Below are 19,177 nucleotides of genomic sequence, written 5' to 3'. Positions count from 1 at the left end.
GCTCTCCCATTCACCGCGTCGTATTTCCGAGCATGCTTAAGCAAAACTCACGTTAGGTAATTTATGGCTCTACGGAATAGCAAGTTTTTTCGGCTTGATTGTAATCGGCTGTGTCAAGAAAATTTCAAAAATAGCTCGTTACAATGGGTGAAGCTGTTTTTTTTGGGTTGCAGCAAATATCATGCGCGATCGCCGGTCTCTACTTCATCTACCGTTTAATATTTTGCGAACGACTTTGCTACTCGGTAGTAGTGGCATTGCCATTTTATTAGTTGTCGCGTTTTTCCAATTTGGGCAATTTAGTTGGCGTTGGTTTCAGAACGCGGGGAATTGGCTGAAGGTTGAAACTCAGGAGCCTGAGGTCGAATCGCCAACGCTAATTGTTCAGCAAATTCGTGGGGTCAGTGAACTGACAACGACGGTCTTTGCAATGGAGACAGTTGTGCCTGCTTCTCAGACTCGTCAGCTGGGGGATTTGGTAGTGGGAGAAAGTCGCTTGCTTTATGTTGCCTATGGTGAGGTGCGGGCGGGTATTGATTTGAGTACCTTGACTGATGATGCAGTGAAAACGGACGGCGATCGCCTCGTGGTGACATTGCCGGAACCCAAAATCCTTGATAAAAAAATTGACGTTGAACGTTCGCGAATTTATGACTACGACCGTGGCTTTCTCAATCTTGGCCCCGATAAAATTCCAGAATTATTGGAATTTACGCAGCGTGATACCCTAAATCGTCTCGCTATTCATGCCTGTAACCAAGGTATTTTTGGACAGGCTAATGAACAGGCAGAGGTTGCCCTTGCCGGTTTGCTCAGCAACACAGGTTTTGCCACCGTTGACATTGAAACTACAAAGCCAGCCGTGTGTGGTGGTAATCAAATAAAAACTGAACCCGACAACTTTATGGAGTAGATATTGGGGCGATCGCCGCAGCTTTCGCGCGAATCAGGGGATCGGCATTTTCGGGTAGCCAGTCTAATTGAACCGTTTCACCCAATTTTTTTAGTCCTAATAAAGACGCATATTGCAAGTCAAAAATTCCGGTTTGTAGGCTTTCTTTGAGGAGAGGAATGGCCCGTTGGTCACCAATTTCACTGAGGGCGATCGCCGCCGCTGCGCGGGATTTTTGAAATTGGGGAGCACGATTATTAATGGCCTCCACAAACAAGTCATAGGCGGGCTGATGCTTGAGCCAACCGAATAGCTTAATGACGTGGTAATGAGCGCCATAGTCATTGTGGGCTTCCTCTTTCCATGTCTCAAACAGTGCGGCGGGCGTTTCCTCCGGATAAAATTCCTCAAGGGTTTTAATGGCAAGGTAGCAACGGCCAAAATCTGTGTGGTACAGTTCCCGCACCGCAAAATCTAACGTCGGCTTTTGATCATATTCATGGACTAATTCTAAAGTTTTAGGATGATCTAAAATCACGGCATCTAGGTCAGACTCAATGTCTGCAAAGGCCAAATCACCCGCCGTAAAACCATCGTTGGCCAGTAGGCGAATGCCACGTAATCTAAACACCAAGGATACGGGACACCGGGCGATCGCCCCTATAGCCTGATAATATTTGGCGGTAATTAAGTCCTGAATTGCAGACCGCCGCACCGTAACGCTAGCGTCTTCAAGAAATTCTAAGACCTTACCAATGGCATCGTAATTTTCTGTGAGACGACAAATGGTGGCGATCGCCGCACTGGCTATGGTTTTATCCTCATGGTCAGCGAACTGACGGATTCGGTCTACCGCCGGCACATAATTCAGTTTTTCGAGGGTTTGAATAATCGTGCGATAGCTCTGCTCCGGCCGTTCTAGCAACCGTGTAATATCTTCTAAAATTTGCGTTTCCGTTGTGCCAATTTCACCGATCGCCCAGGCCGCATTTTCCACGGTATAACGATCATCATCATCTAAGCAATGGCGTACATTGGCCAAAGCACGAGTCGCTTGGAGGCGACCTAAACTTTCCAAGGCTTTCCGGCGCGTGATGCGGTCATAGAGCTCCGCTGAAGATTTACTTAAAACCTCAATTAAAGCGTTAACAGAACGTTCCGTCGGAAAATTAATCAAAGTCGAAACAGCCACATAATGTTCCGTTGGGGCAGCGAGCTGTTCAAGGGGGGTTTCTAGTAGGGCGATCGCCTGATCTTCCGTCAACCCAAACATATTTGAAAACCGTTTATCCATACCGGAAACCTAAGAAATAAAGCCTATTTTTAAAAAAGTTTTTACGGGAGGTTTCATTATCTCAGAGGGATTCGCACAAATACAAAAATCAACATTCAGCTTTACAATCTGCAAAGTTCAGGCAACCAAGGAACAAAAATCGGTAGTCTAGATAGGGCAAATCACGACAATGTTCGCCAGTCGCTGATTAGAATATCTAAATTATTAAAATATTGTTTTAAATTTTTACGGAATATTTTTACCATGTCCCAAGAAACGACCCCAGCTTCCGCCGAAGAGCTTGCTGCAGCCATTGAAGAACTCACCCAGTATCGTGAACGTCTCGTCACAGAAATGACCGATACGGCCAAGAAAGCGAAGATTAAAAAATCAAAAATGATGGGTGTCCTTGAGCCTGAGCTCGTGAAAATCGATAATGCCCTTGAAGCTTTAAAAACACAACATGCTGCAACTCACTAATAGTTAACTTTTATTTGCATCACTATTAAGTTAGTTTACAAAAAAAAGCAGATTAATTTGTTGGGAATAAATCATCTCCGATAAATCCAAAAAAGCGTAGCGATATCGTTGCGCTTGTTTCTTTACTTTTCCACTAAATCCATGACTGAAACTATTGATACTTTATTTGCTTCGGAAGCAGAAGTAGATGAATTTCTGGCGATCGCCCGTCAAGAGGCCGTTGAAAAAACCTTTGATACCAGTGACGGCGATCGCATTAAAAAATTAGTGGAATGTATGGGCGATACCCGTGGTTTAACCAGATTGGCGGGGGCAGAAACGATTGGTCTGTTGGGTAAACCTGCCACACCTTTTTTGATTGATGGCTTGCTGAATCATAAAAATGTTGTTGTTCGTCGTGCTTGTGCAAAAACTATTACCCTCATTGCCGATACCTCAGCGGTAGAATCTCTTGTTTATGCCCACCTCAATGATGATGATACGGTGGTGAAAGGCTCCACCATTGGTGCTTTAGCGCGGATGGGTGAGGCGGCAGCCCAAGAACTTTTAAAATTCGTCAAAGACCCCGAAACCTCTGAAAGCACCAAGGGTCATGCGGCATGGGCATTGGCGTTTATCGGTGCTGATGCGAAGGACTATCTCTACCAAGAAATTAATTCTGACTCAGAATCTGTCCGTAGTGCCATCGTCGGGGCGATCGCCAAAATTGCGGCAGACAAAGGCGAAGCCGAAGACTTTGAAGCATTAGTCAAGTTTCTCGATGATGACAGCGAAACCGTTCGATGCGAAACAGCAGCAGTTTTGGGAAATCTCGCCCACAAACCTGCCATCCCCAAACTTTTAACCCTACTCGATCATCCCGAAAGCGAAACCCGAAAATCAGCCGCATTAGCTTTAATGAAAATTAAAGACACATCCGTTATTCCCCAACTACAAACGGCTGCAAAACAAGAGCTAAATGAAGCCCTCAAGCCCATTTTTAACCTAGCAATCTCCCAACTCGAGCGCCAGCTCGATGAAGACGACGATGATTGGGACTAAACCATAAATCAGCTCAAAACACGTAGCGTGCGTTAGCGAAGCGTAACGCACAAAACTAAATATCAGCGCTTACAAAAAGGGCGCATTGCACTATATTTCATTAACATGCCCCTACACCTCAGAGAGGCGTAACGCACAAAACCAACATCAGAATCTATAAAAAAGTGCGTTACATTTCATTAACGAACCCTACATTTGATAGCGTGGATTAGCGATGCGTAATACACACAGTCAAATATCTAATGGTATTGACCTGTAGCGTGCGTTAGCAGAGCGTAACGCACGGATAATCATTGCAATTTTCAGGAAAAAGGCGCGTTACATTTCATTAACGCACCCTACATTTTAGGATTTAACTGTTTGACGATTTTGTACCTCTAGAAAAACCAAAAGCGCATTAATATCCGCTGGATTCACGCCACCGATGCGCGTAGCCTGACCAATGGTGAGGGGACGAACTTTATTTAGTTTTTCACGAGCTTCCATAGAAAGCGTTTCAACGGTCAAATAATCCAGAGTTTCCGGTAATTTACGATTTGTATGGCGACTCACTTGGTCAATTTGATTTTGCTGACGCTTAATGTAGCCAGAATATTTAATATCAATTTCTGCACCTTCTTTTTCTGCCTGAGTTAAGGTTTCATCGCCAAGGCCATAGTGCTCTAAATCCCCATAATGAAACTTCGGACGGCGCAATAAATCGGCTAGGGTCACAGAACTTTTAATTTTATTGCCCGTTTCCGCTGCGATACGCTGTCCCAACTCTTCTAACTGCTTAACGCGTTGGCTATGCAGACGTTCTTTTTCGGCAGTGATATTGGCTTGCTTTTGTTGGTACAAATTCCAGCGGCGATCGCCGATTAAACCAATTTCACGACCAAGGGGAGTTAAACGCTGATCCGCATTATCAGAGCGTAAAATTAAGCGATATTCCGAGCGCGAGGTGAGCATCCGGTAGGGTTCCCGCAGATCCTTCGTACAAAGATCATCGATTAATGTACCGAGATAACTTTGCTCCCGTGGGAAAATCACCATTTCCTTCTGTTGAGCAAATTTTGCCGCATTCACTCCCGCTACAAGACCTTGAGCCGCCGCTTCTTCATAACCTGTTGTGCCATTAATTTGACCCGCCGAAAATAGACCTTCCACTTTCTTAGTCATCAACGTCGGGAAACATTGAGTCGCAGGCAAATAGTCATATTCCACCGCATAGGCAGGACGCAGCATCACACAGTTTTCCATGCCCGGTAAACTTTGCAGCATTTGCAGTTGGAGGTTTTCCGGTAAACCTGTTGAAAAGCCCTGAATATAAAGCTCTGGAATGGTGCGACCTTCTGGCTCAATAAAAATTTGGTGGGAGTCTTTATCCGCAAAACGAACAATCTTGTCTTCAATGCTGGGGCAGTAGCGGGGGCCTTTGGAATCGATAAACCCACCGTAAATAGGCGACAGGTGGAGATTGTCTTTAATGATTTGGTGAGTTTTCTGAGTCGTACGCGTCAAATAACAAGGCATTTGCTCCCGTTCAACCCAAGCCTCTGGGTCAAAGCTAAACCACCGAATTTCTTCATCGGCTGGCTGCTCCTCCATTTTGCTGTAATCAACGGAGCGTTTATCAACCCGCGCTGGAGTACCCGTTTTCAGGCGACCCGTTTCAAAACCTAATTCGTTTAAGGTTTCGGTCATGCCGACAGCCGCAAATTCTCCTGCGCGTCCGGCAGGCATAGATTTATTGCCAATCCAAATTGTGCCACCGAGAAATGTGCCCGTGGTCAACACAACGGCTTTAGCGCCAAAACAAGTGCCAAAGTAGGTTTGGACACCACAAATTTCGTCATTATTGCCGAGCACGAGATCCGTAGCCATACCTTCGCGGATCACGAGATTTTCTTGATTTTCGACGATATTTTTCATTACCGCCGCATATTCTCGCTTATCCGTTTGCGCCCGTAATGCCCATACTGCAGGCCCTCGCGAGGAGTTGAGAACCCGTTTTTGAAGATAGGTGCGGTCTGCCATTTTGCCGATTTCGCCACCGAGGGCATCGACTTCATGGGTGAGCTGAGATTTTGCTGGGCCGCCTACCGCAGGGTTACAGGGTTGCCAGGCGATCTTGTCGAGATTGAGGGTCAGCATTAAAGTACGGCATCCCAAACGAGCGGCGGCTAATGCGGCTTCGCAGCCAGAATGTCCTGCACCAATGACGATCACATCAAATTCATCTTGAAAATCGACGGGGGTTCTCAGCATGGCGAAATGGTTGTGGTTGCAATGATTAGTATTGTGGCTCAGTCCCTAATCTTAACTTGTTTATTCTCTATCTACTCGCTAATTTCCCCACAAAAAAATGCCCGGCGATCGCCCCATAGACTCCTCTCTCCGGGAATTTTTCGCCGATGGTTTGCCTATAAGTTCACCTATGGCAGTTTCCCTAGACAAAGCCTCAACCTAGGCAATATCAGAACTAGGGGTGAAATTTGTATTGACGAAATTTGTCTTTTCTATTAGCGTCCCATCAAATTCCACCTCTTCAAGCCTTGCATCAGAAAAATTCGCATAACGAATATCTGCTTGATTGAAGTAAGACTGACAAATATAGGCCTCACTAAAATTGCAGTGACGAAGATTCGCATTGATAAAGCTTGTGCCCTGAATTGTCGCCTCAGAAAAATTTAGCCCTTCTAAATCCATGCCCTCAAAATTAACGTCCCTTAAAAACGCACAACTAAAATCAGAATCTTGCAAAGAAGCGCCATAAAGTTTGGCATGGCTAAAGCGAGCCTCTTTGCAGTTCGTCCACTTCAGATTGGCACCATTGAGATTAGACTGCCTTAAATTAATCCCCACCAAATCACTGCCACAAAGATTCGCGCCCCAAAAGTTTGCACCGCGAGAGTTCGCATGATTTAACTTAGCACCGCACAAACGTCCCCTAGGAAATTTGGTATTCACCATAAAAGCGCCTTGCAGATCTGCTTTTGTGAGATCCGTATCTGCAAACTTTGCATCATTTAATTTGGCATGGGACAAATTTGCCCAATTCATTAATGCGCCAGAAAGATTCGCCCGGATCAAAAAGGTACGCTTCAGGTTAGTGCCGATCAAGTTCGCACCACGAAAGTCAACACCAACGAGGGTCTCACCGCTGAGGTCTTCGCCCTGCAAGTTGATGCCAGAAAAATCTCGCTCGCCATGCTCGTAGGCCCTTAGTAATTGTTGAACTTTCATAAACCCTTCTCACTCCCCGCACGGCAGTATGTGACGGTCGATGTTGCCCAAGGTAAATGCCTCGGTTTGACATCGTTATTTTTTGCCCTTTTCCACTTTTGATTGTATATCTTAAAAAAATATTAAGCGGTATAAATGATGGCGATCGCCAAAAAAGTTCACTAAAGTTTTTCTTGCGTAAATTGACGTATTTTTATTGACGCTTTTCTAAAGTAATGCGTTTTTTCTCTATATGAAAGGACTTTTCGTCCATAACAAAGGATTTCTGGATTGTTTCAAATACTTGTCCGAAGACAAATTATCAAGTTTTATAAACTCTTACTCATAAAAAAACGTTCCCTGATATTTAGGAAACGCTCTACCCCTAGGGGTTTTGTGATTATTTAAAGCTACAGAAAGCATCTTGAAAATGAGTCTTTCGTGAAACGAATCGTTACAGAACAGTTAGGGAGAAACGGGCTGATACTCAATGGTTTCAGCATGTCCCCAAAATGCTTCGAGATTATAAAACTCCCGCTCCTGGGGGAGAAAAACATGGACAATCACTTCACCATAATCTTGCAATACCCAAGTGCCATCGTTATGGCCTTCTTTTCTGAGGGGAACTCTCTCAAATTCTTTTTCTAGTTTGTCTTCAATGGCATCGGCGATCGCCCGCACTTGGGTACGAGAAAAGCCCGTCGCCACGACAAAAAAATCCGCCAAATAGGACACTTCATTAACTTTTAACAGGACGATATTTTCCGCTTTTCGGTCATCCGCCGCCTCAGCAATACTCCACGCTAAACGCCCGCTCTCTAGTGCCTCAAGATTTTTCGGTAGATTCATTAATGTTGTGTGATTTTTTGAGTTCTCTATTTTACATTTCTAGCTTACCTCGTAATTTTTCGGGAAACACACCAAAGTTGGCGATCGCCGTCCCCCCTAGATCGTCTCAAATCACAATTTGTTCTTGCCCAAAAAATTAAGACAAAGTAAATTTTCCAAAATTTCCGTAGAGAAGTTGACTTATGCTAAGATGCAGCTGTTGAGAATGATTCTTATTTGCTGCCCTGCTAATATTCGAGTTGGCGATCGCAGCCCATCACCTTAGTAGACTGAAAGACCACGTACTATGAACCCAGCTCCCATCCTGCAGATTAAAGAACTTTGCAAAGTTTTTGCGACAAATGAGATACCCGCACTGAGTCACATCAACTTTCAACTGCAACAGGGAGAAATTCTAGGTTTATTAGGCCCTTCCGGCTGCGGCAAAACAACACTACTAAGATTAATTGCTGGATTCGAAGCCCCCACCAGTGGACACATCACCCTAAACTCAGACATTGTCAGCACCCCAGAACGAAATATTCCGCCAGAACAACGCAACACAGGCATGGTTTTTCAGGACTATGCGTTGTTTCCCCACTTTACGATCGCCGACAATATTGCCTTTGGCCTGCGCCACCGCAACAAAAAATTATCCAAACAAGCCATCAAGAAACGGATTCAAGAGACTTTGACCTTAGTCGGCCTAACAGGTTTAGAACACCGTTATCCCCACGAGCTTTCCGGTGGCCAGCAACAGCGCATCGCCCTTGCCCGTGCCCTTGCCCCTCGTCCCGCCCTTATTTTGCTAGACGAACCCCTAAGCAACCTAGATGTCCAAGTCCGCCATCATCTGCGCCAAGAAATCCGCCAGATCATCAAAGCAGCAGGCATTTCTGCCATTTTTGTGACCCATGACCAAGAAGAAGCTTTAGCAATATCAGATCGCATTGCAGTGATGCGAGCCGGGAAAATGGAGCAGTTCGGTACACCAGAAGAAATTTATACCAATCCATCCTCTCGCTTTGTCGCCGAATTTGTGACCCAGGCGAATTTTCTTCCCGCCAAAATTAGTGGCGACACTTGGGAAACGGAAATTGGTAAATTTCGAGTTGCAGCGATTACCCCAGTCGATATTGCTGAAGGTGAGCTAATGGTGCGCGAGGAAGAACTAGAATTAATTCCCCAAGCGGAAGCTCCGGTTGTGGTGCGTGAGCGCCAGTTTTTAGGTCGAGAATATCGTTATTGTCTCCAGACGGATTCGGGCAAATATCTCCACGCTCGCACAGGTATTCAAACAATGGTGCCAGTGGGTTCCCGCGTTGAGGTAAAAGTACAAACTAATCAGCCCCATTTTTTCCTCGCCAGCTAACGGCTCCTCGCCAAGGCTAGGGGGGTTGTTTCGCTCAATTTAATTTTTCCATTTAATTTCTTATAGTTCTGGTGGAAAAAAAGATTGAACTATATTAATCATGATTCTCTAAATTTTTAGCGTCTTGTTGCTGCCAGCCCTGCTTTCACCCTTACCCGCGCTTTCGTTTGGCGTTTACGACCGAGGAGCCAATAGGTATCCATTTCACCTTTGCCTTTAATGGCGACTTTGCCGCGGTGTTTTAGGACATATTTTTTGCGTAATAGCTCATAGGTTGAAGCGGTTACTTGGATGCTACCCGGTTCGCCGGAAGATTCCATGCGACTCGCCACATTAACTGAATCGCCCCAAAGGTCATAGATGAATTTTCTGGTGCCAATCACCCCGGCGACGACGACGCCAGTGTTGATACCTATGCGAATTTTGACATCTTCGTCTAGTTCGTTTTGTAGTTCAGTCACAGCCTGTTGCATCGCTAAAGCCATCTCGGCGATCGCCTCGGCGTGGTCACGGCGGGGCAGGGGCAATCCTGCTGCCACCATATAGGCATCACCAATGGTTTTGATTTTTTCGAGGCCTAGGCGTTCTGCATAGTGATCAAAGGTTGAAAATACCCGATTCAGAAGATTAACCAGTTCAATCGGCCCTAATTTCGCCGATAGGGGTGTAAATCCAACGATGTCTGCAAATAAAATTGTTACTTCGTCAAAATGTTCGGCGATCGCATCTTGGCTTTGTTTGAGTTGTTCGGCGATCGGCTCAGGCAAAATGTTGAGGAGTAGTCGTTCTGCCTTTTCTTGTTCAACGGCAAGCTGTTTTGCTCCCACCTCAATTTGTTCCAGCATGCTGTTGATACTGTTGGCTAAAGCACTAATTTCATCTTGACCAGACTCTTTCACCCTTAAAGCTAAGTTATTTTGAGTGCCGATGGTTTCGACCTCTGCACTGAGGCTCGTGACTCGCTTGAGAACAAATTTTTCTAGGAGCACCATAATAACGACCCCAAAGATAATGCCCACACTACTCAAGGACACCACCAAATAAAAAAGACTCTTTTGGCCTTGTTTGTGAATATCCCGCGGAATAATCACCTTAAGTAGCAATGCTGGCTGGTCATTAAGATCATGAATTAGACCATAGCCATGGATGATATCGCCATCAACCGGACGAATTTCCATGGGCACCGCGTCGGGAGCCTGAAGTTTATTCGCGATTTGGGATAGGGCATCATCGGCTAAGGCTTCCTTGAGAGGATAAAACTTTAGATCGAGTTTGGTGCGAGTTGATAATGCTTCAATGCGATCGCCGTCGAGAAATCTCCCCAGCAAAAATGTGCCGCGACTCGGCCCAGTTCCTTCACTGGTTAAGATTGGCTGCGACGCTAATAAAATCGCTTTATCTCTCAGCATTAAAATGCCCGTCGTTTCGCTTTCCTCATCGACATGGGTAACAAGGGGATTGCCCTGCTCAAATTGGTTGATTAGTCCGGGCGGTAGATCAACTTTTTCTTCTGTTTCGCGGTCAAAACCTGTCCCAAAAATAATATTTGCGTCGTTATCCAAGAGGGCGATCGCATTAATTTTTAGACCCGCAAAGGACTCTTCAATTAAATTGACCTCAGGATATTCAGGATTTTCACCAACGGCATAGTCATAGGTGTCATCCCAAGCAGCATAGTCATATACAGAAACACTCAACTGCTCAATCTCTTCAAAGAGGGCTTCCTTCACCCGCTGTACATTCCGCTCCGTATCTTTCGCTTCTAGCTCCGCAAAACTCCCCCCCAGGATCGCGGAAAGACTCCCATAGAGCACCCCAATTAGGCTGACAAGCAAAGTACTAATGAGAAGTAATGTTTTCTGACGAAGACGCATAGCAGATGCTGAAGGTGAGGGGTGAGTATGGGCAAAAAGAGCAAACGATCTGGGAAATTGTCCCTATGCTAACTTTACTTTTCAATCTTGGCGATCGCCCGTTATCCAGAGCAATTTGTCATGAAAACTTAGTCAAGGGTAGGCAAATTCCAAGCAAAACATTCACAATACACATTATTGCTCAATGTAACGGAGCCATTGAAAGCCCCAGTGTTACCCGAAACAACCGCCCATGTCCGTATCCTGCAACAATCTTGGCAGCAAGGAAAAATCCTTGGAGAAGTTCGTGCTGGTTCCTATGAATGGAGTTTCCAGTGGCATTTTCGCCAGGGGAAATTGCGCGTTCATCCCTCCCTTGGACGGGCACTGATTTTTGAGCCTTTAGGGCGCTTCCTGGAGCACAGCGACTATCACCTAGAACCGGGAGGCGACTATCAATTTATGTTGCGCACTCGACTGTAGGGCTCATTTTTCCTGTTATGAAAAGGTTTTGGTGACAGCTCATGACAATCTAAGGGAGTATCTTGCAGATTAACGAATTCCCTTATCCAGATTAAAGGGGGTCGCCCATGTATCCAAGATAAACTAGCTGTAGGAAGAGCCATTAGTGCTAGGGAAACTCATTATGCAGAAGGTGTTATTTCTGTTCGGAGAGCTTAATGATGATGATATTGATTGGCTAATTACAGCTGGACAGGTAGCACGGATTCCGCCAACAACTTCATTGGTGACGGAAAATCAGCCCTTAGAAAATCTCTATATTCTCCTTGAGGGTTCGGTATCGGTTTCCATTTGCACTTTGGATAGGATCCGTGAAATCGCGGTTTTAACGAGTGGTGAAATTTTTGGAGAGTTATCTTTTATGGATAATGATCTGCCCACTGCGAGTATTGAGACCCTCGAAGAATGTTTGATTTTGTCGATCCCTCGTCCAAAAATTTCCCTACGCCTCCAGCAGGATATTGGGTTTTCGGCTCGGTTTTATCGGGCGATCGCCACATTTTTAGCCCATCGTCTACGCAATACCGTGAGCACCCTTGGTCAGGATAAAGATTTTGTCTTTAACCAGAGCTTTAGTGCCGACGAACTCCCCAACAGTGCCATCGAAAATTTTGAATTAGCCTCTACTCGTTTTGACTGGCTTTTGCGGCGGGTAAAATCCCAAACAACTGTGGAGCAAGCACCTTAAGGTCATGGGCTATTGGTTTGCAGGCCATTGGTTTGAGGGGACAGATCTGACGCTTTCGGTCACTGACCCAAGCTTTTTATTTGGTGCAACAATTTTTACGACCCTTCGGGTCTTTGAGGGGGATCTACAGAGTCCCCTCTCCCATTGGCCAGCCCACTGCGATCGCCTGCACAACACGATCAAACAATTAAATTGGCCACAGCCAAACTGGCAAGCCATTAAAATGGGTGCGACAAAGGTTGCGGAGTTTTACCCAGTTGTTCGTATTACCCTTTTGCACGATGGCCGTGAACTTATCATTGGGCGACAGTTACCCACCGAGTTGGTGACAAAACAGCAACGGGGCATTCAGGCTTGGCTGGCCGCAGATGGCATTTATCGAAGGTCTTTGGCGGATTTTAAAACCGGAAATTATCTTGGTGCATGGCAGGCACTACAAGGGGCGATCGCCCAAGGGGCAGGCGAAGCAATTTTAATCGGTGTCCATGGCGATTGGCTCGAAACAGCCACAGGAAACCTATGGGGATTTGACGGCGAACAATGGTGTACTCCGCCAGCCCAAGGGCTTTTACCGGGCGTAATGCGTGCCCATCTCATGAGTCAATTGCAGCACACTGGCCAATCCATTGTCGAAATCCCCTGGACAAGTGAGCACCTAAAACAGTTTGAGGCGATCGCCTACAGCAATAGCGTTGTCGGTGTAATTCCCCTGACGAATATCAAAAACTCAAGCCTGCCATATGTGTGCGACCCTGACCATGCCGCCGTCCGTGCCCTACAAAAACTCAGCGGTTACAGTAAGAGTCTTTAGCCTCACCCCCTAGGGTCTGGGAAAATGACGGACAAAATACCTCGAAAAAACGCGAGAAAAACCTTAAAATACTTAAGATAAAGTAACAACCTGTAATAAACTCGCCATCGATTTTCATAATTAGATGGATAAAGCCGCTGACTAAACAAGATTAACCAAACCCTATGAATCATCTTTTCCCCCGTAAATGGCTCCGCAATCTTTTCGCTGTCTGCTTTGCGGTAGTGGTCTGGGCGATCGCCACCCCTGCCCAAGCCGTTAATAATCCAGAGCTGCTGCCAGATTATGAGACTCCCGTTGTTGACTTAGCAAACTTCCTCCCTCAGCTCCAAGAAGAAAATATCGTCGAAGATCTCTTGGATTTTGAAGAACAAACAGGCTGGAAAATGCGCGTTCTCACTCAATTTGAGCGTTCACCAGGTCGTGCAGTCAAAGAGTATTGGGGATTAGATGATAAAAGTATTTTATTGGTTGCGGATGGTCGCGGCGGCAATCTTCTCGCTTTCAGTATCGGTGACGACGTTTATGAATTGATGCCTCGTACCTTCTGGATTGAGCTACAAACCCGCTTTGGCAATATGTACTATGTGCGTGACCATGGCGAAAATATGGCGATCGCCGAAGCCTTAGAAACAGCAAAAACCTGTTTAACCAGAGAAGGAGGTTGTATCGTTGTACCCGGTCTACCCAGAGAACAGTGGATTTTAACTTTAATTAGCTCAATCCTTGGCGGTGTAATTTGTGGATTTGCCGCTGTTCCCCGTAATGACGACCAAGTTTTTGCATGGCAATGGGCGTTAATTCTCTCACCACTCTGGGGCATCCTATTCCTCGCCTTTGGTGTCGGCCCTGTCGTCACCCGTACTTCCGAATGGTTACCTCTTTTCCGTAATGTTATGGGTTTTTTGATGGGTGGTTTAGTCGCATTTATTGCACCTATGTTTAATCAAGCAAATACTTCCGAGTCTGAATCTTAAACATCCAGAAATACATCACTTTAATAAATTTGTAACTCCATTTTCCCCTGTTGGCGATCGCCGCAAGGGATTTTTTTGTGACCGCTCCCCATCACGAAACAGAAACTACAGCCAAGAATCCCAAGATAAATCCAAAGACCTTAGGGTTCAAACCGACATTCCACTAATCCACACGGTCAAAAAATAACGAAAACGAAGCTATAGGCTTCCAGCGATTTTATTAGCGATAAGCTAAAGTTATTGAGAATTCCTACCAGATCACAAAAAAAGACTAAATGGCTAGAAAGCTTGCTATAAAAAGATTGTGGATTTAACTCACGTTGAGTTATGGATCAGGCTTGCCCTGAACATCAGGCGATCGCCTACACTTTTTTTTGAAGACCCGAACTAAACTCCTCACCCTAAAGCCCAACATAATTCGTGGGGACAAAATCAGCAATAAAAAAAGACAGCCACAAAGCTGCCTCAAAAATTATTAAAGAATTCCCTGAAAAAACGCTCTAAAAATCCAAATTTTTAGCCATCAGACCTTACATAAAACTCGGTTGGTGACGAATCAAATTAAGAAATTCCTCACGGGTCTTTTGTTCATCCTGAAAAGAGCCAATCATGGCACTCGTTACAGTCCAAGAACCGGGCTTCTGCACACCACGCATAGACATACACATATGCATCCCTTCCATAACAACAGCAACACCTCGGGGTTCGAGAATCTCCTCTACAGCCTCAGCAATTTGACGAGTCAAACGCTCCTGAACCTGCAAACGGCGAGAATACATCTCAACAATACGAGCTAACTTACTGAGACCCACAACTTTTTGGTTAGGAATATAAGCGACATGGGCACGACCCATAAACGGCAACATATGATGTTCGCAGAGACTGAAAAAATCAATGTCGCGCACTAAAACCATCTCATTGTGGCCTTCGTCAAAGATCGCACCATTAACCAACTCTTCAAGGGATTGGTTATAGCCTTGGGTCAAGAACGCCATTGCCTTAGCAACACGCTTAGGTGTTTTCAGGAGACCTTCACGCTCAGGGTCTTCGCCGACAGATTCCAACATTGTATAGACAGCTTCCATCATTTTTTTCTGGCTCTCGTCACTAGAAGGACGAATACTTGCCGTTTTGCCATCATTGCTATTGCGGTCTGGACGAGTGACAATATCTGCCAAATCGCGACCCAAAGCATCTGTAGCGATGGAGGATGAACTACTGTTGTTACCGTTGATAGAAGATGTCGTCATAATGTGTTTTTTTACTAGAGATAAAGATAAATTCGTGCAGATGGATAGTCGGCCGTAACGTAAGTTACAACGCTCCTGCACTAGGTGTGACTACAATTTCTTCAATGTTTGCGCTAGCGGGTAGCTGCACAATTTGAAGGATCGTCTCTGCAACATTTTCCGGAGTGAGCATCATGGCACGATCAAAGTCGGCATCGACGGTTTCTGTATCCCAAATCGGGGTATTCACAGCTCCGGGCATGACTGTGGTCACTCGAATGCCATTGGCACATTCTTCGGCGGCGATCGCCGGGGATAGTGCATTCAGCGCAGCTTTACTAACGCAATAGGCTCCCCACTCAGGAAACACTGTTTTCGCAGCAGTGGAAGAAACATTAATAATCTGTCCTTGCTGCTGCTGACGCATTCGAGGTAGAACACCCAAAGTGACCTGAAAAGAACTGGTGAGATTGAGATCAATAACCTGTTGCCAATCTGCCAAACTGGTCTGCTCAAGACTATGGGTATAACCCATACCAGCATTGTTGATTAAAACATCAACTTGACCCAATTCAGCGGCGATCGCCTCAAATTTTTCCCTGATTTGAGCAAGCTGCAATAGGTCAAAGGCATAGGTCTCCACATCGACACCCTGCCCTTGGGCGGCAATAGCAACCTCTTCGAGGCAGTCAATCGAACGCCCCACCAAAGCCAAATCAATGCCAGCTTGCGCCAAGCTTAGGGCCGTAGCTTTACCGATACCACTATTGGCTCCTGTCACAATGGCTCGCTTTTTATCAGCAGAAAAATTCATACGAATCAAACATTACTTTGTATTGACGCCAAATCTCTTCAGCCTATTTCGGGTTCGTCCAGAAAATATTCGCGACCAAAAAGAGCAATCCCACATGGGGTTGCCGTCAGGGGGACTAAATTTGGACAAATTTTGTAAATGATTGGTTAAAGCAAGCTTCGATTACTTGTACCGCTTTACCACCTTAGTACTTTGGATGTTAATGCCCTAGCAAAGCATGAAGAATATTACAGAATGTTACCAAACTAGTATAGCATCCTAAACCTTAATCATTATAGAAGGTTTAAGGTCATTCTAAAAACACGCCGATTTTACGGAAACGCTGGTAACGCAAATCCTTACGTTGGTCGGGAGTCATCTGCATCAAAGTCTGTAAATTAGACTGAATGGTTTGTTTTAGTAAGCGTGCTGCATTGATTGGATCAGAATGGGCACAAGAGGGCGGCTCGGTCACAATTTCGTCAATAATACTTAGTTTTTTTAAGTCTTCTGCCGTAATTTTAAGGGCTGCAGCTGCTTGCTCCGATTTTCCTGCATCTTTCCATAAAATCGCAGCGCAAGCTTCAGGGGTTGCGACAGTGTAGACGCTGTGTTGGAGCATTAAAACGCGATCGCCGACACCGATACCAAGCGCACCGCCGGAACCCCCTTCACCAATGACAGTGCAGATAATCGGTACATCAAGACTAAACATTTCCCGTAAGTTGTAGGCGATCGCCTCCCCCTGACCAAGTTTTTCCGCTTCAAGACCAGCCCAAGCACCGGGAGTATCAATAAACGTCAAAATGGGCATCCCAAAGCGATTCGCGTGATCCATCAGGCGCATTGCCTTGCGATAGCCACCGGGAGCAGGCATCCCAAAGTTGCGGGCAACATTATCCTTTGTGTCACGACCCTTTTGGTGACCAAGCATCATCACCGGCTGTCCATCAAAGCGGGCAATACCGCCAATGAGCGCCGGATCATCAGACCCACCGCGATCGCCATGGAGCTCAAACCATTCATCCGTCATCATTTGCACATAGTCGAGGGTACTAGGGCGACGGGGATGGCGAGCCAGCTGTAATCTTTGGGCGGGGGTGAGGGCACTAAAAATTTCGTTTCTGAGCTGATCGGCACGCTCTTCAAGCTGCTTGATCTGCTCCGAGACATCGACATTATTTTCTTCTGCCAGCTCTCGAATTTGATCGATTCGTGATTCTAGCTCAGACAGTGGCTTCTCAAAGTCCAATAAAAATGTACGACGCTCCGTTTTCGGCATGGTGATCTCGTTTATTGACAACGTTTACCACCTCCCATTATCGCCACAAGCTCTACCAACAGTAAAGAAATCCGTACTGCGATCGCCCCCAAATTTTGCCAGAATATAACTAAGCCAATAATTTCTGGATAAAAACAAGTCTTTATGAGTAACACAAGTAATTTCCGCGATGCCATACGGCAGGCCAAGGGACAAGACCTCGTTGGCTCTGACGTTATTAAAAACGCGCTTCCCTATCTTGGTGGTGGTTTAGTTCTAACAGCTCTGGGAACCTATGGTGGCCTTGGCGTTATCCAGACTAATCCCGGCATCTTTATGCCGACTTTCTGGGTTGCCCTCATTGCTGAGCTCGTACTTTTCTTCGTCGCTCGCGGTGTTGCAGAGAAAGGCAATAACACCACAGCACTGCCTCTTTTAGCCGTCTACAGTTTACTTTCTGGCTATACTCTCACAGGTTTAGTTGCCCTCGCCCTTGGTACTGCTGGTGTGGGTATTCAAGGTGTCGGTATTGCGGCGTTAGGTTGCGGCGTAACCTTCATTGTTGCCCGTAACATTGGTTCAAATCTGTCTGACGAAGATGGCTTAGCTCTGGCTCAAACAGTGCGTCTCGGTATTACAGCTTTGCTGGTTGTCCTCGTGGCGCAACTCGGTTTTAGCTTCTTTGGTGTCTATACCCCTAGCTGGCTAGAAGTGGGTATTTCTGGTCTTGGTACATTGCTATTTGCTGGCTGTGCTGTTGTTGATTTCTATGTATTGCCTCGCACCTACCGTGATGAGCAATATCTCTCGGCGGCTCTGTCGATGTATCTCACCTACATCAACTTGTTTGTGTTTATTCTTCGTCTCTTGATTGCGATTAACAGTCGCGACTAATCATGAACAAACGAATTGTTTAAATTTGGTGGCAATGTTAAAGATTTTTAGTTAGTCACTTGTTCGCTCTCCATCTTTTGGTGGGGAGTTTTTTTGTGGGATGAAAGTTATAGTCGTAGCGGGTAAGATTGGTAGGGTTTTAACGGGTTAAATTCTTACACCACAAGGCTTTGAAGCCTATTAAATGTCTGGATTTTGATAGTTTTGACTATAGCTCTATGGATGTAAAACTGTGGGGGCAAGATCGAGGGTTTCCCGTAGCTCGTTGGGGTTAGGGATACCTTTGGTGCGGACATTGAGGCCAAGGGCAATATGGTACAGGTAGCGGGCAATTTTTTTGTGGCGAAGTCTTCTGGGAGGTCACCTTCGGCGATCGCCTGTTTGAGGGCGGTTTCAAAGGTAACCTGAGTTTTGCTTAAGGATACTCGGCAATACGACGCGGCGAATAAGAGAGCGAGAGATAGGGAGATGTTTTATCCAAACAATCCTAGGGGTCAAAAAACGCAAATTTTCGTTGGTTCTCCGTGTCTCTACCTCTCCTTGTCTTCCTTTCTTTAAAGAAATATCAGCTAAATTCTTATCTATAACTGACGTAAAGGTACGTTCGACCTGTTGGCAAAGCTGTTCTACTTCAGTGGCAACCTGTGGATCGTGGGGGGCAAGCTCCACCATCGTATTAACGATGAAACAGCCTCTACAGCCTAGAATGCTGGCATTTTTTATGATGCGCTCAAAAAAGGCTTCTATATTGGCGATCGCCGAACCCGGCATTAACAATTCAGCTTCTCAATTTTTGACAATCGTTGAGCTATAGTGGGCGATCGCCTCCAGAAAAAGCCCATGCTTATTACCAAATGTGTTGTAAAGACTTTGGCGCTTAATACCCATACACTCTAGCAATTCGGTCAAACCCGTCGCAGGGTAACCCTTCTCCCAAAAGAGAGCCATTGCTTTATCTAAAACAACTTCCCGTTTAAATGTGAGTTTACGACCAGCCATAGTTTTTCCAAAATGTGAGTAGACTCATCATCCCAAATTTAGCTTGACCATTAAGTC

20 protein-coding genes are annotated in these 19,177 nt (G+C 45.6%); 9 read left to right on the top strand and 11 right to left on the bottom strand.

Features of this window, described 5'->3' with window-relative positions; translation table 11 throughout:
- Positions 1 to 181 precede the first annotated feature (181 nt).
- Positions 182 to 913 carry a DUF4230 domain-containing protein gene (locus NIES208_RS10365; protein ID WP_075892434.1) on the top strand — a complete coding sequence of 244 codons (732 nt, stop codon included), beginning with the start codon at positions 182 to 184 and terminating at the stop codon, positions 911 to 913.
- Here NIES208_RS10365 and NIES208_RS10360 read toward each other — a convergent pair.
- Positions 903 to 2,186, bottom strand: a complete 1,284-nt coding sequence (locus tag NIES208_RS10360; RefSeq protein ID WP_075892432.1) for a HEAT repeat domain-containing protein — start codon at positions 2,184 to 2,186, stop codon at positions 903 to 905. The genes NIES208_RS10365 and NIES208_RS10360 overlap by 11 nt on opposite strands.
- A gap of 243 nt (positions 2,187 to 2,429) precedes the next feature.
- Here NIES208_RS10360 and NIES208_RS10355 point away from each other — a divergent pair, with 243 nt between their 5' ends.
- Both NIES208_RS10355 and NIES208_RS10350 read left to right on the top strand, forming a co-directional pair.
- Positions 2,430 to 2,645, top strand: a complete 216-nt coding sequence (locus tag NIES208_RS10355) for a hypothetical protein (protein ID WP_075892430.1) — start codon at positions 2,430 to 2,432, stop codon at positions 2,643 to 2,645.
- A gap of 141 nt (positions 2,646 to 2,786) precedes the next feature.
- Positions 2,787 to 3,686: a HEAT repeat domain-containing protein gene (locus tag NIES208_RS10350; RefSeq protein ID WP_075892444.1), complete on the top strand. Its 900-nt coding sequence runs from the start codon at positions 2,787 to 2,789 to the stop codon at positions 3,684 to 3,686.
- A 345-nt stretch (positions 3,687 to 4,031) separates the two neighbouring features.
- Here NIES208_RS10350 and mnmG read toward each other — a convergent pair whose 3' ends face one another.
- The 3 genes from mnmG to rsfS form a co-directional block, all read right to left on the bottom strand.
- The gene (gene mnmG, locus NIES208_RS10345) at positions 4,032 to 5,936 is read right to left on the bottom strand and encodes a tRNA uridine-5-carboxymethylaminomethyl(34) synthesis enzyme MnmG (protein WP_075892428.1); all 1,905 of its coding nucleotides are present in this window, start codon (positions 5,934 to 5,936) and stop codon (positions 4,032 to 4,034) included.
- Positions 5,937 to 6,134: 198 nt separating this feature from the next.
- Positions 6,135 to 6,914 (bottom strand): pentapeptide repeat-containing protein, encoded by a 780-nt coding sequence (locus tag NIES208_RS10340; protein ID WP_075892426.1) that lies wholly within the window; start codon positions 6,912 to 6,914, stop codon positions 6,135 to 6,137.
- 444 nt (positions 6,915 to 7,358) lie between these two features.
- Positions 7,359 to 7,742 carry a ribosome silencing factor gene (gene rsfS / locus NIES208_RS10335; protein WP_075892423.1) on the bottom strand — a complete coding sequence of 128 codons (384 nt, stop codon included), beginning with the start codon at positions 7,740 to 7,742 and terminating at the stop codon, positions 7,359 to 7,361.
- Between the two features lie 286 nt (positions 7,743 to 8,028).
- Between rsfS and NIES208_RS10330 the strand changes: the two genes are divergently transcribed.
- The gene (locus tag NIES208_RS10330) at positions 8,029 to 9,093 is read left to right on the top strand and encodes an ABC transporter ATP-binding protein (protein ID WP_075892421.1); all 1,065 of its coding nucleotides are present in this window, start codon (positions 8,029 to 8,031) and stop codon (positions 9,091 to 9,093) included.
- A 116-nt stretch (positions 9,094 to 9,209) separates the two neighbouring features.
- Here NIES208_RS10330 and NIES208_RS10325 read toward each other — a convergent pair whose 3' ends face one another.
- The gene (locus NIES208_RS10325; protein ID WP_075892419.1) at positions 9,210 to 10,967 is read right to left on the bottom strand and encodes an adenylate/guanylate cyclase domain-containing protein; all 1,758 of its coding nucleotides are present in this window, start codon (positions 10,965 to 10,967) and stop codon (positions 9,210 to 9,212) included.
- Positions 10,968 to 11,165: 198 nt separating this feature from the next.
- On the opposite strand from NIES208_RS10325, the gene NIES208_RS10320 reads away from it, so the two are divergent.
- From NIES208_RS10320 to NIES208_RS10305, 4 genes are all read left to right on the top strand, one after another.
- Positions 11,166 to 11,429, top strand: a complete 264-nt coding sequence (locus tag NIES208_RS10320; RefSeq protein ID WP_075892442.1) for a DUF3146 family protein — start codon at positions 11,166 to 11,168, stop codon at positions 11,427 to 11,429.
- Positions 11,430 to 11,592: 163 nt separating this feature from the next.
- Positions 11,593 to 12,156 (top strand): cyclic nucleotide-binding domain-containing protein, encoded by a 564-nt coding sequence (locus NIES208_RS10315; RefSeq protein WP_075892417.1) that lies wholly within the window; start codon positions 11,593 to 11,595, stop codon positions 12,154 to 12,156.
- Between the two features lie 4 nt (positions 12,157 to 12,160).
- A complete protein-coding gene (locus tag NIES208_RS10310) occupies positions 12,161 to 12,967 on the top strand; it encodes an aminotransferase class IV (RefSeq protein WP_075892415.1) in 807 nt (268 codons plus the stop codon).
- Positions 12,968 to 13,131: 164 nt separating this feature from the next.
- Entirely contained in the window at positions 13,132 to 13,944 is an 813-nt protein-coding gene (locus NIES208_RS10305; RefSeq protein WP_075892413.1) for a TPM domain-containing protein, read from the top strand.
- Positions 13,945 to 14,474: 530 nt separating this feature from the next.
- Here NIES208_RS10305 and folE read toward each other — a convergent pair.
- The 4 genes from folE to NIES208_RS18975 all read right to left on the bottom strand — a co-directional run bounded on the left by folE (position 14,475) and on the right by NIES208_RS18975 (position 17,403).
- The gene (gene folE / locus NIES208_RS10300) at positions 14,475 to 15,194 is read right to left on the bottom strand and encodes a GTP cyclohydrolase I FolE (protein ID WP_075892411.1); all 720 of its coding nucleotides are present in this window, start codon (positions 15,192 to 15,194) and stop codon (positions 14,475 to 14,477) included.
- A 64-nt stretch (positions 15,195 to 15,258) separates the two neighbouring features.
- Positions 15,259 to 15,987 carry an SDR family oxidoreductase gene (locus tag NIES208_RS10295; protein ID WP_075892409.1) on the bottom strand — a complete coding sequence of 243 codons (729 nt, stop codon included), beginning with the start codon at positions 15,985 to 15,987 and terminating at the stop codon, positions 15,259 to 15,261.
- Between the two features lie 289 nt (positions 15,988 to 16,276).
- On the bottom strand, positions 16,277 to 17,248 hold the full coding sequence (accA, locus tag NIES208_RS10290; protein ID WP_075892407.1) for an acetyl-CoA carboxylase carboxyl transferase subunit alpha: 972 nt from the start codon (positions 17,246 to 17,248) through the stop codon (positions 16,277 to 16,279).
- 11 nt (positions 17,249 to 17,259) lie between these two features.
- Complete coding sequence (locus NIES208_RS18975) at positions 17,260 to 17,403, bottom strand: hypothetical protein (protein WP_171971755.1); 144 nt, start codon at positions 17,401 to 17,403, stop codon at positions 17,260 to 17,262.
- Between NIES208_RS18975 and NIES208_RS10285 the strand changes: the two genes are divergently transcribed.
- A complete protein-coding gene (locus NIES208_RS10285) occupies positions 17,393 to 18,121 on the top strand; it encodes a Bax inhibitor-1/YccA family protein (protein ID WP_075892405.1) in 729 nt (242 codons plus the stop codon). The genes NIES208_RS18975 and NIES208_RS10285 overlap by 11 nt on opposite strands.
- Positions 18,122 to 18,514: 393 nt before the next feature.
- Here the strand turns inward: NIES208_RS10285 and NIES208_RS10280 are convergent, their stop codons facing one another.
- Both NIES208_RS10280 and NIES208_RS10275 read right to left on the bottom strand, forming a co-directional pair.
- Complete coding sequence (locus tag NIES208_RS10280) at positions 18,515 to 18,898, bottom strand: hypothetical protein (protein ID WP_139325036.1); 384 nt, start codon at positions 18,896 to 18,898, stop codon at positions 18,515 to 18,517.
- 9 nt (positions 18,899 to 18,907) lie between these two features.
- Positions 18,908 to 19,120 carry a TetR/AcrR family transcriptional regulator gene (locus NIES208_RS10275; protein ID WP_075892401.1) on the bottom strand — a complete coding sequence of 71 codons (213 nt, stop codon included), beginning with the start codon at positions 19,118 to 19,120 and terminating at the stop codon, positions 18,908 to 18,910.
- Positions 19,121 to 19,177 lie beyond the last annotated feature (57 nt).

This window comes from [Limnothrix rosea] IAM M-220 (assembly GCF_001904615.1).
Taxonomy (GTDB): Bacteria; Cyanobacteriota; Cyanobacteriia; order Cyanobacteriales; family MRBY01; genus MRBY01.
The sequence above is the reverse complement of the archived record's forward strand: the minus strand, read 5'-3'. Positions and strand labels throughout refer to the sequence as shown.

Bases quoted from the DNA above. Each gene is read 5' to 3' on its own strand.
- accA (WP_075892407.1), bottom strand. From the start codon at position 17,248: ATGCCGAAAACGGAGCGTCGTACATTTTTATTGGACTTTGAGAAGCCA.
- NIES208_RS10340 (WP_075892426.1), bottom strand. From the start codon at position 6,914: ATGAAAGTTCAACAATTACTAAGGGCCTACGAGCATGGCGAGCGAGAT.
- NIES208_RS10355 (WP_075892430.1), top strand. From the start codon at position 2,430: ATGTCCCAAGAAACGACCCCAGCTTCCGCCGAAGAGCTTGCTGCAGCC.
- NIES208_RS10305 (WP_075892413.1), top strand. From the start codon at position 13,132: ATGAATCATCTTTTCCCCCGTAAATGGCTCCGCAATCTTTTCGCTGTC.
- NIES208_RS10310 (WP_075892415.1), top strand. From the start codon at position 12,161: ATGGGCTATTGGTTTGCAGGCCATTGGTTTGAGGGGACAGATCTGACG.
- NIES208_RS10315 (WP_075892417.1), top strand. From the start codon at position 11,593: ATGCAGAAGGTGTTATTTCTGTTCGGAGAGCTTAATGATGATGATATT.
- NIES208_RS10325 (WP_075892419.1), bottom strand. From the start codon at position 10,967: ATGCGTCTTCGTCAGAAAACATTACTTCTCATTAGTACTTTGCTTGTC.
- NIES208_RS10285 (WP_075892405.1), top strand. From the start codon at position 17,393: ATGAGTAACACAAGTAATTTCCGCGATGCCATACGGCAGGCCAAGGGA.
- NIES208_RS10360 (WP_075892432.1), bottom strand. From the start codon at position 2,186: ATGGATAAACGGTTTTCAAATATGTTTGGGTTGACGGAAGATCAGGCG.
- NIES208_RS10295 (WP_075892409.1), bottom strand. From the start codon at position 15,987: ATGAATTTTTCTGCTGATAAAAAGCGAGCCATTGTGACAGGAGCCAAT.
- rsfS (WP_075892423.1), bottom strand. From the start codon at position 7,742: ATGAATCTACCGAAAAATCTTGAGGCACTAGAGAGCGGGCGTTTAGCG.
- NIES208_RS10350 (WP_075892444.1), top strand. From the start codon at position 2,787: ATGACTGAAACTATTGATACTTTATTTGCTTCGGAAGCAGAAGTAGAT.
- mnmG (WP_075892428.1), bottom strand. From the start codon at position 5,936: ATGCTGAGAACCCCCGTCGATTTTCAAGATGAATTTGATGTGATCGTC.
- NIES208_RS10365 (WP_075892434.1), top strand. From the start codon at position 182: ATGCGCGATCGCCGGTCTCTACTTCATCTACCGTTTAATATTTTGCGA.
- NIES208_RS10330 (WP_075892421.1), top strand. From the start codon at position 8,029: ATGAACCCAGCTCCCATCCTGCAGATTAAAGAACTTTGCAAAGTTTTT.
- folE (WP_075892411.1), bottom strand. From the start codon at position 15,194: ATGACGACATCTTCTATCAACGGTAACAACAGTAGTTCATCCTCCATC.
- NIES208_RS10275 (WP_075892401.1), bottom strand. From the start codon at position 19,120: ATGGCTGGTCGTAAACTCACATTTAAACGGGAAGTTGTTTTAGATAAA.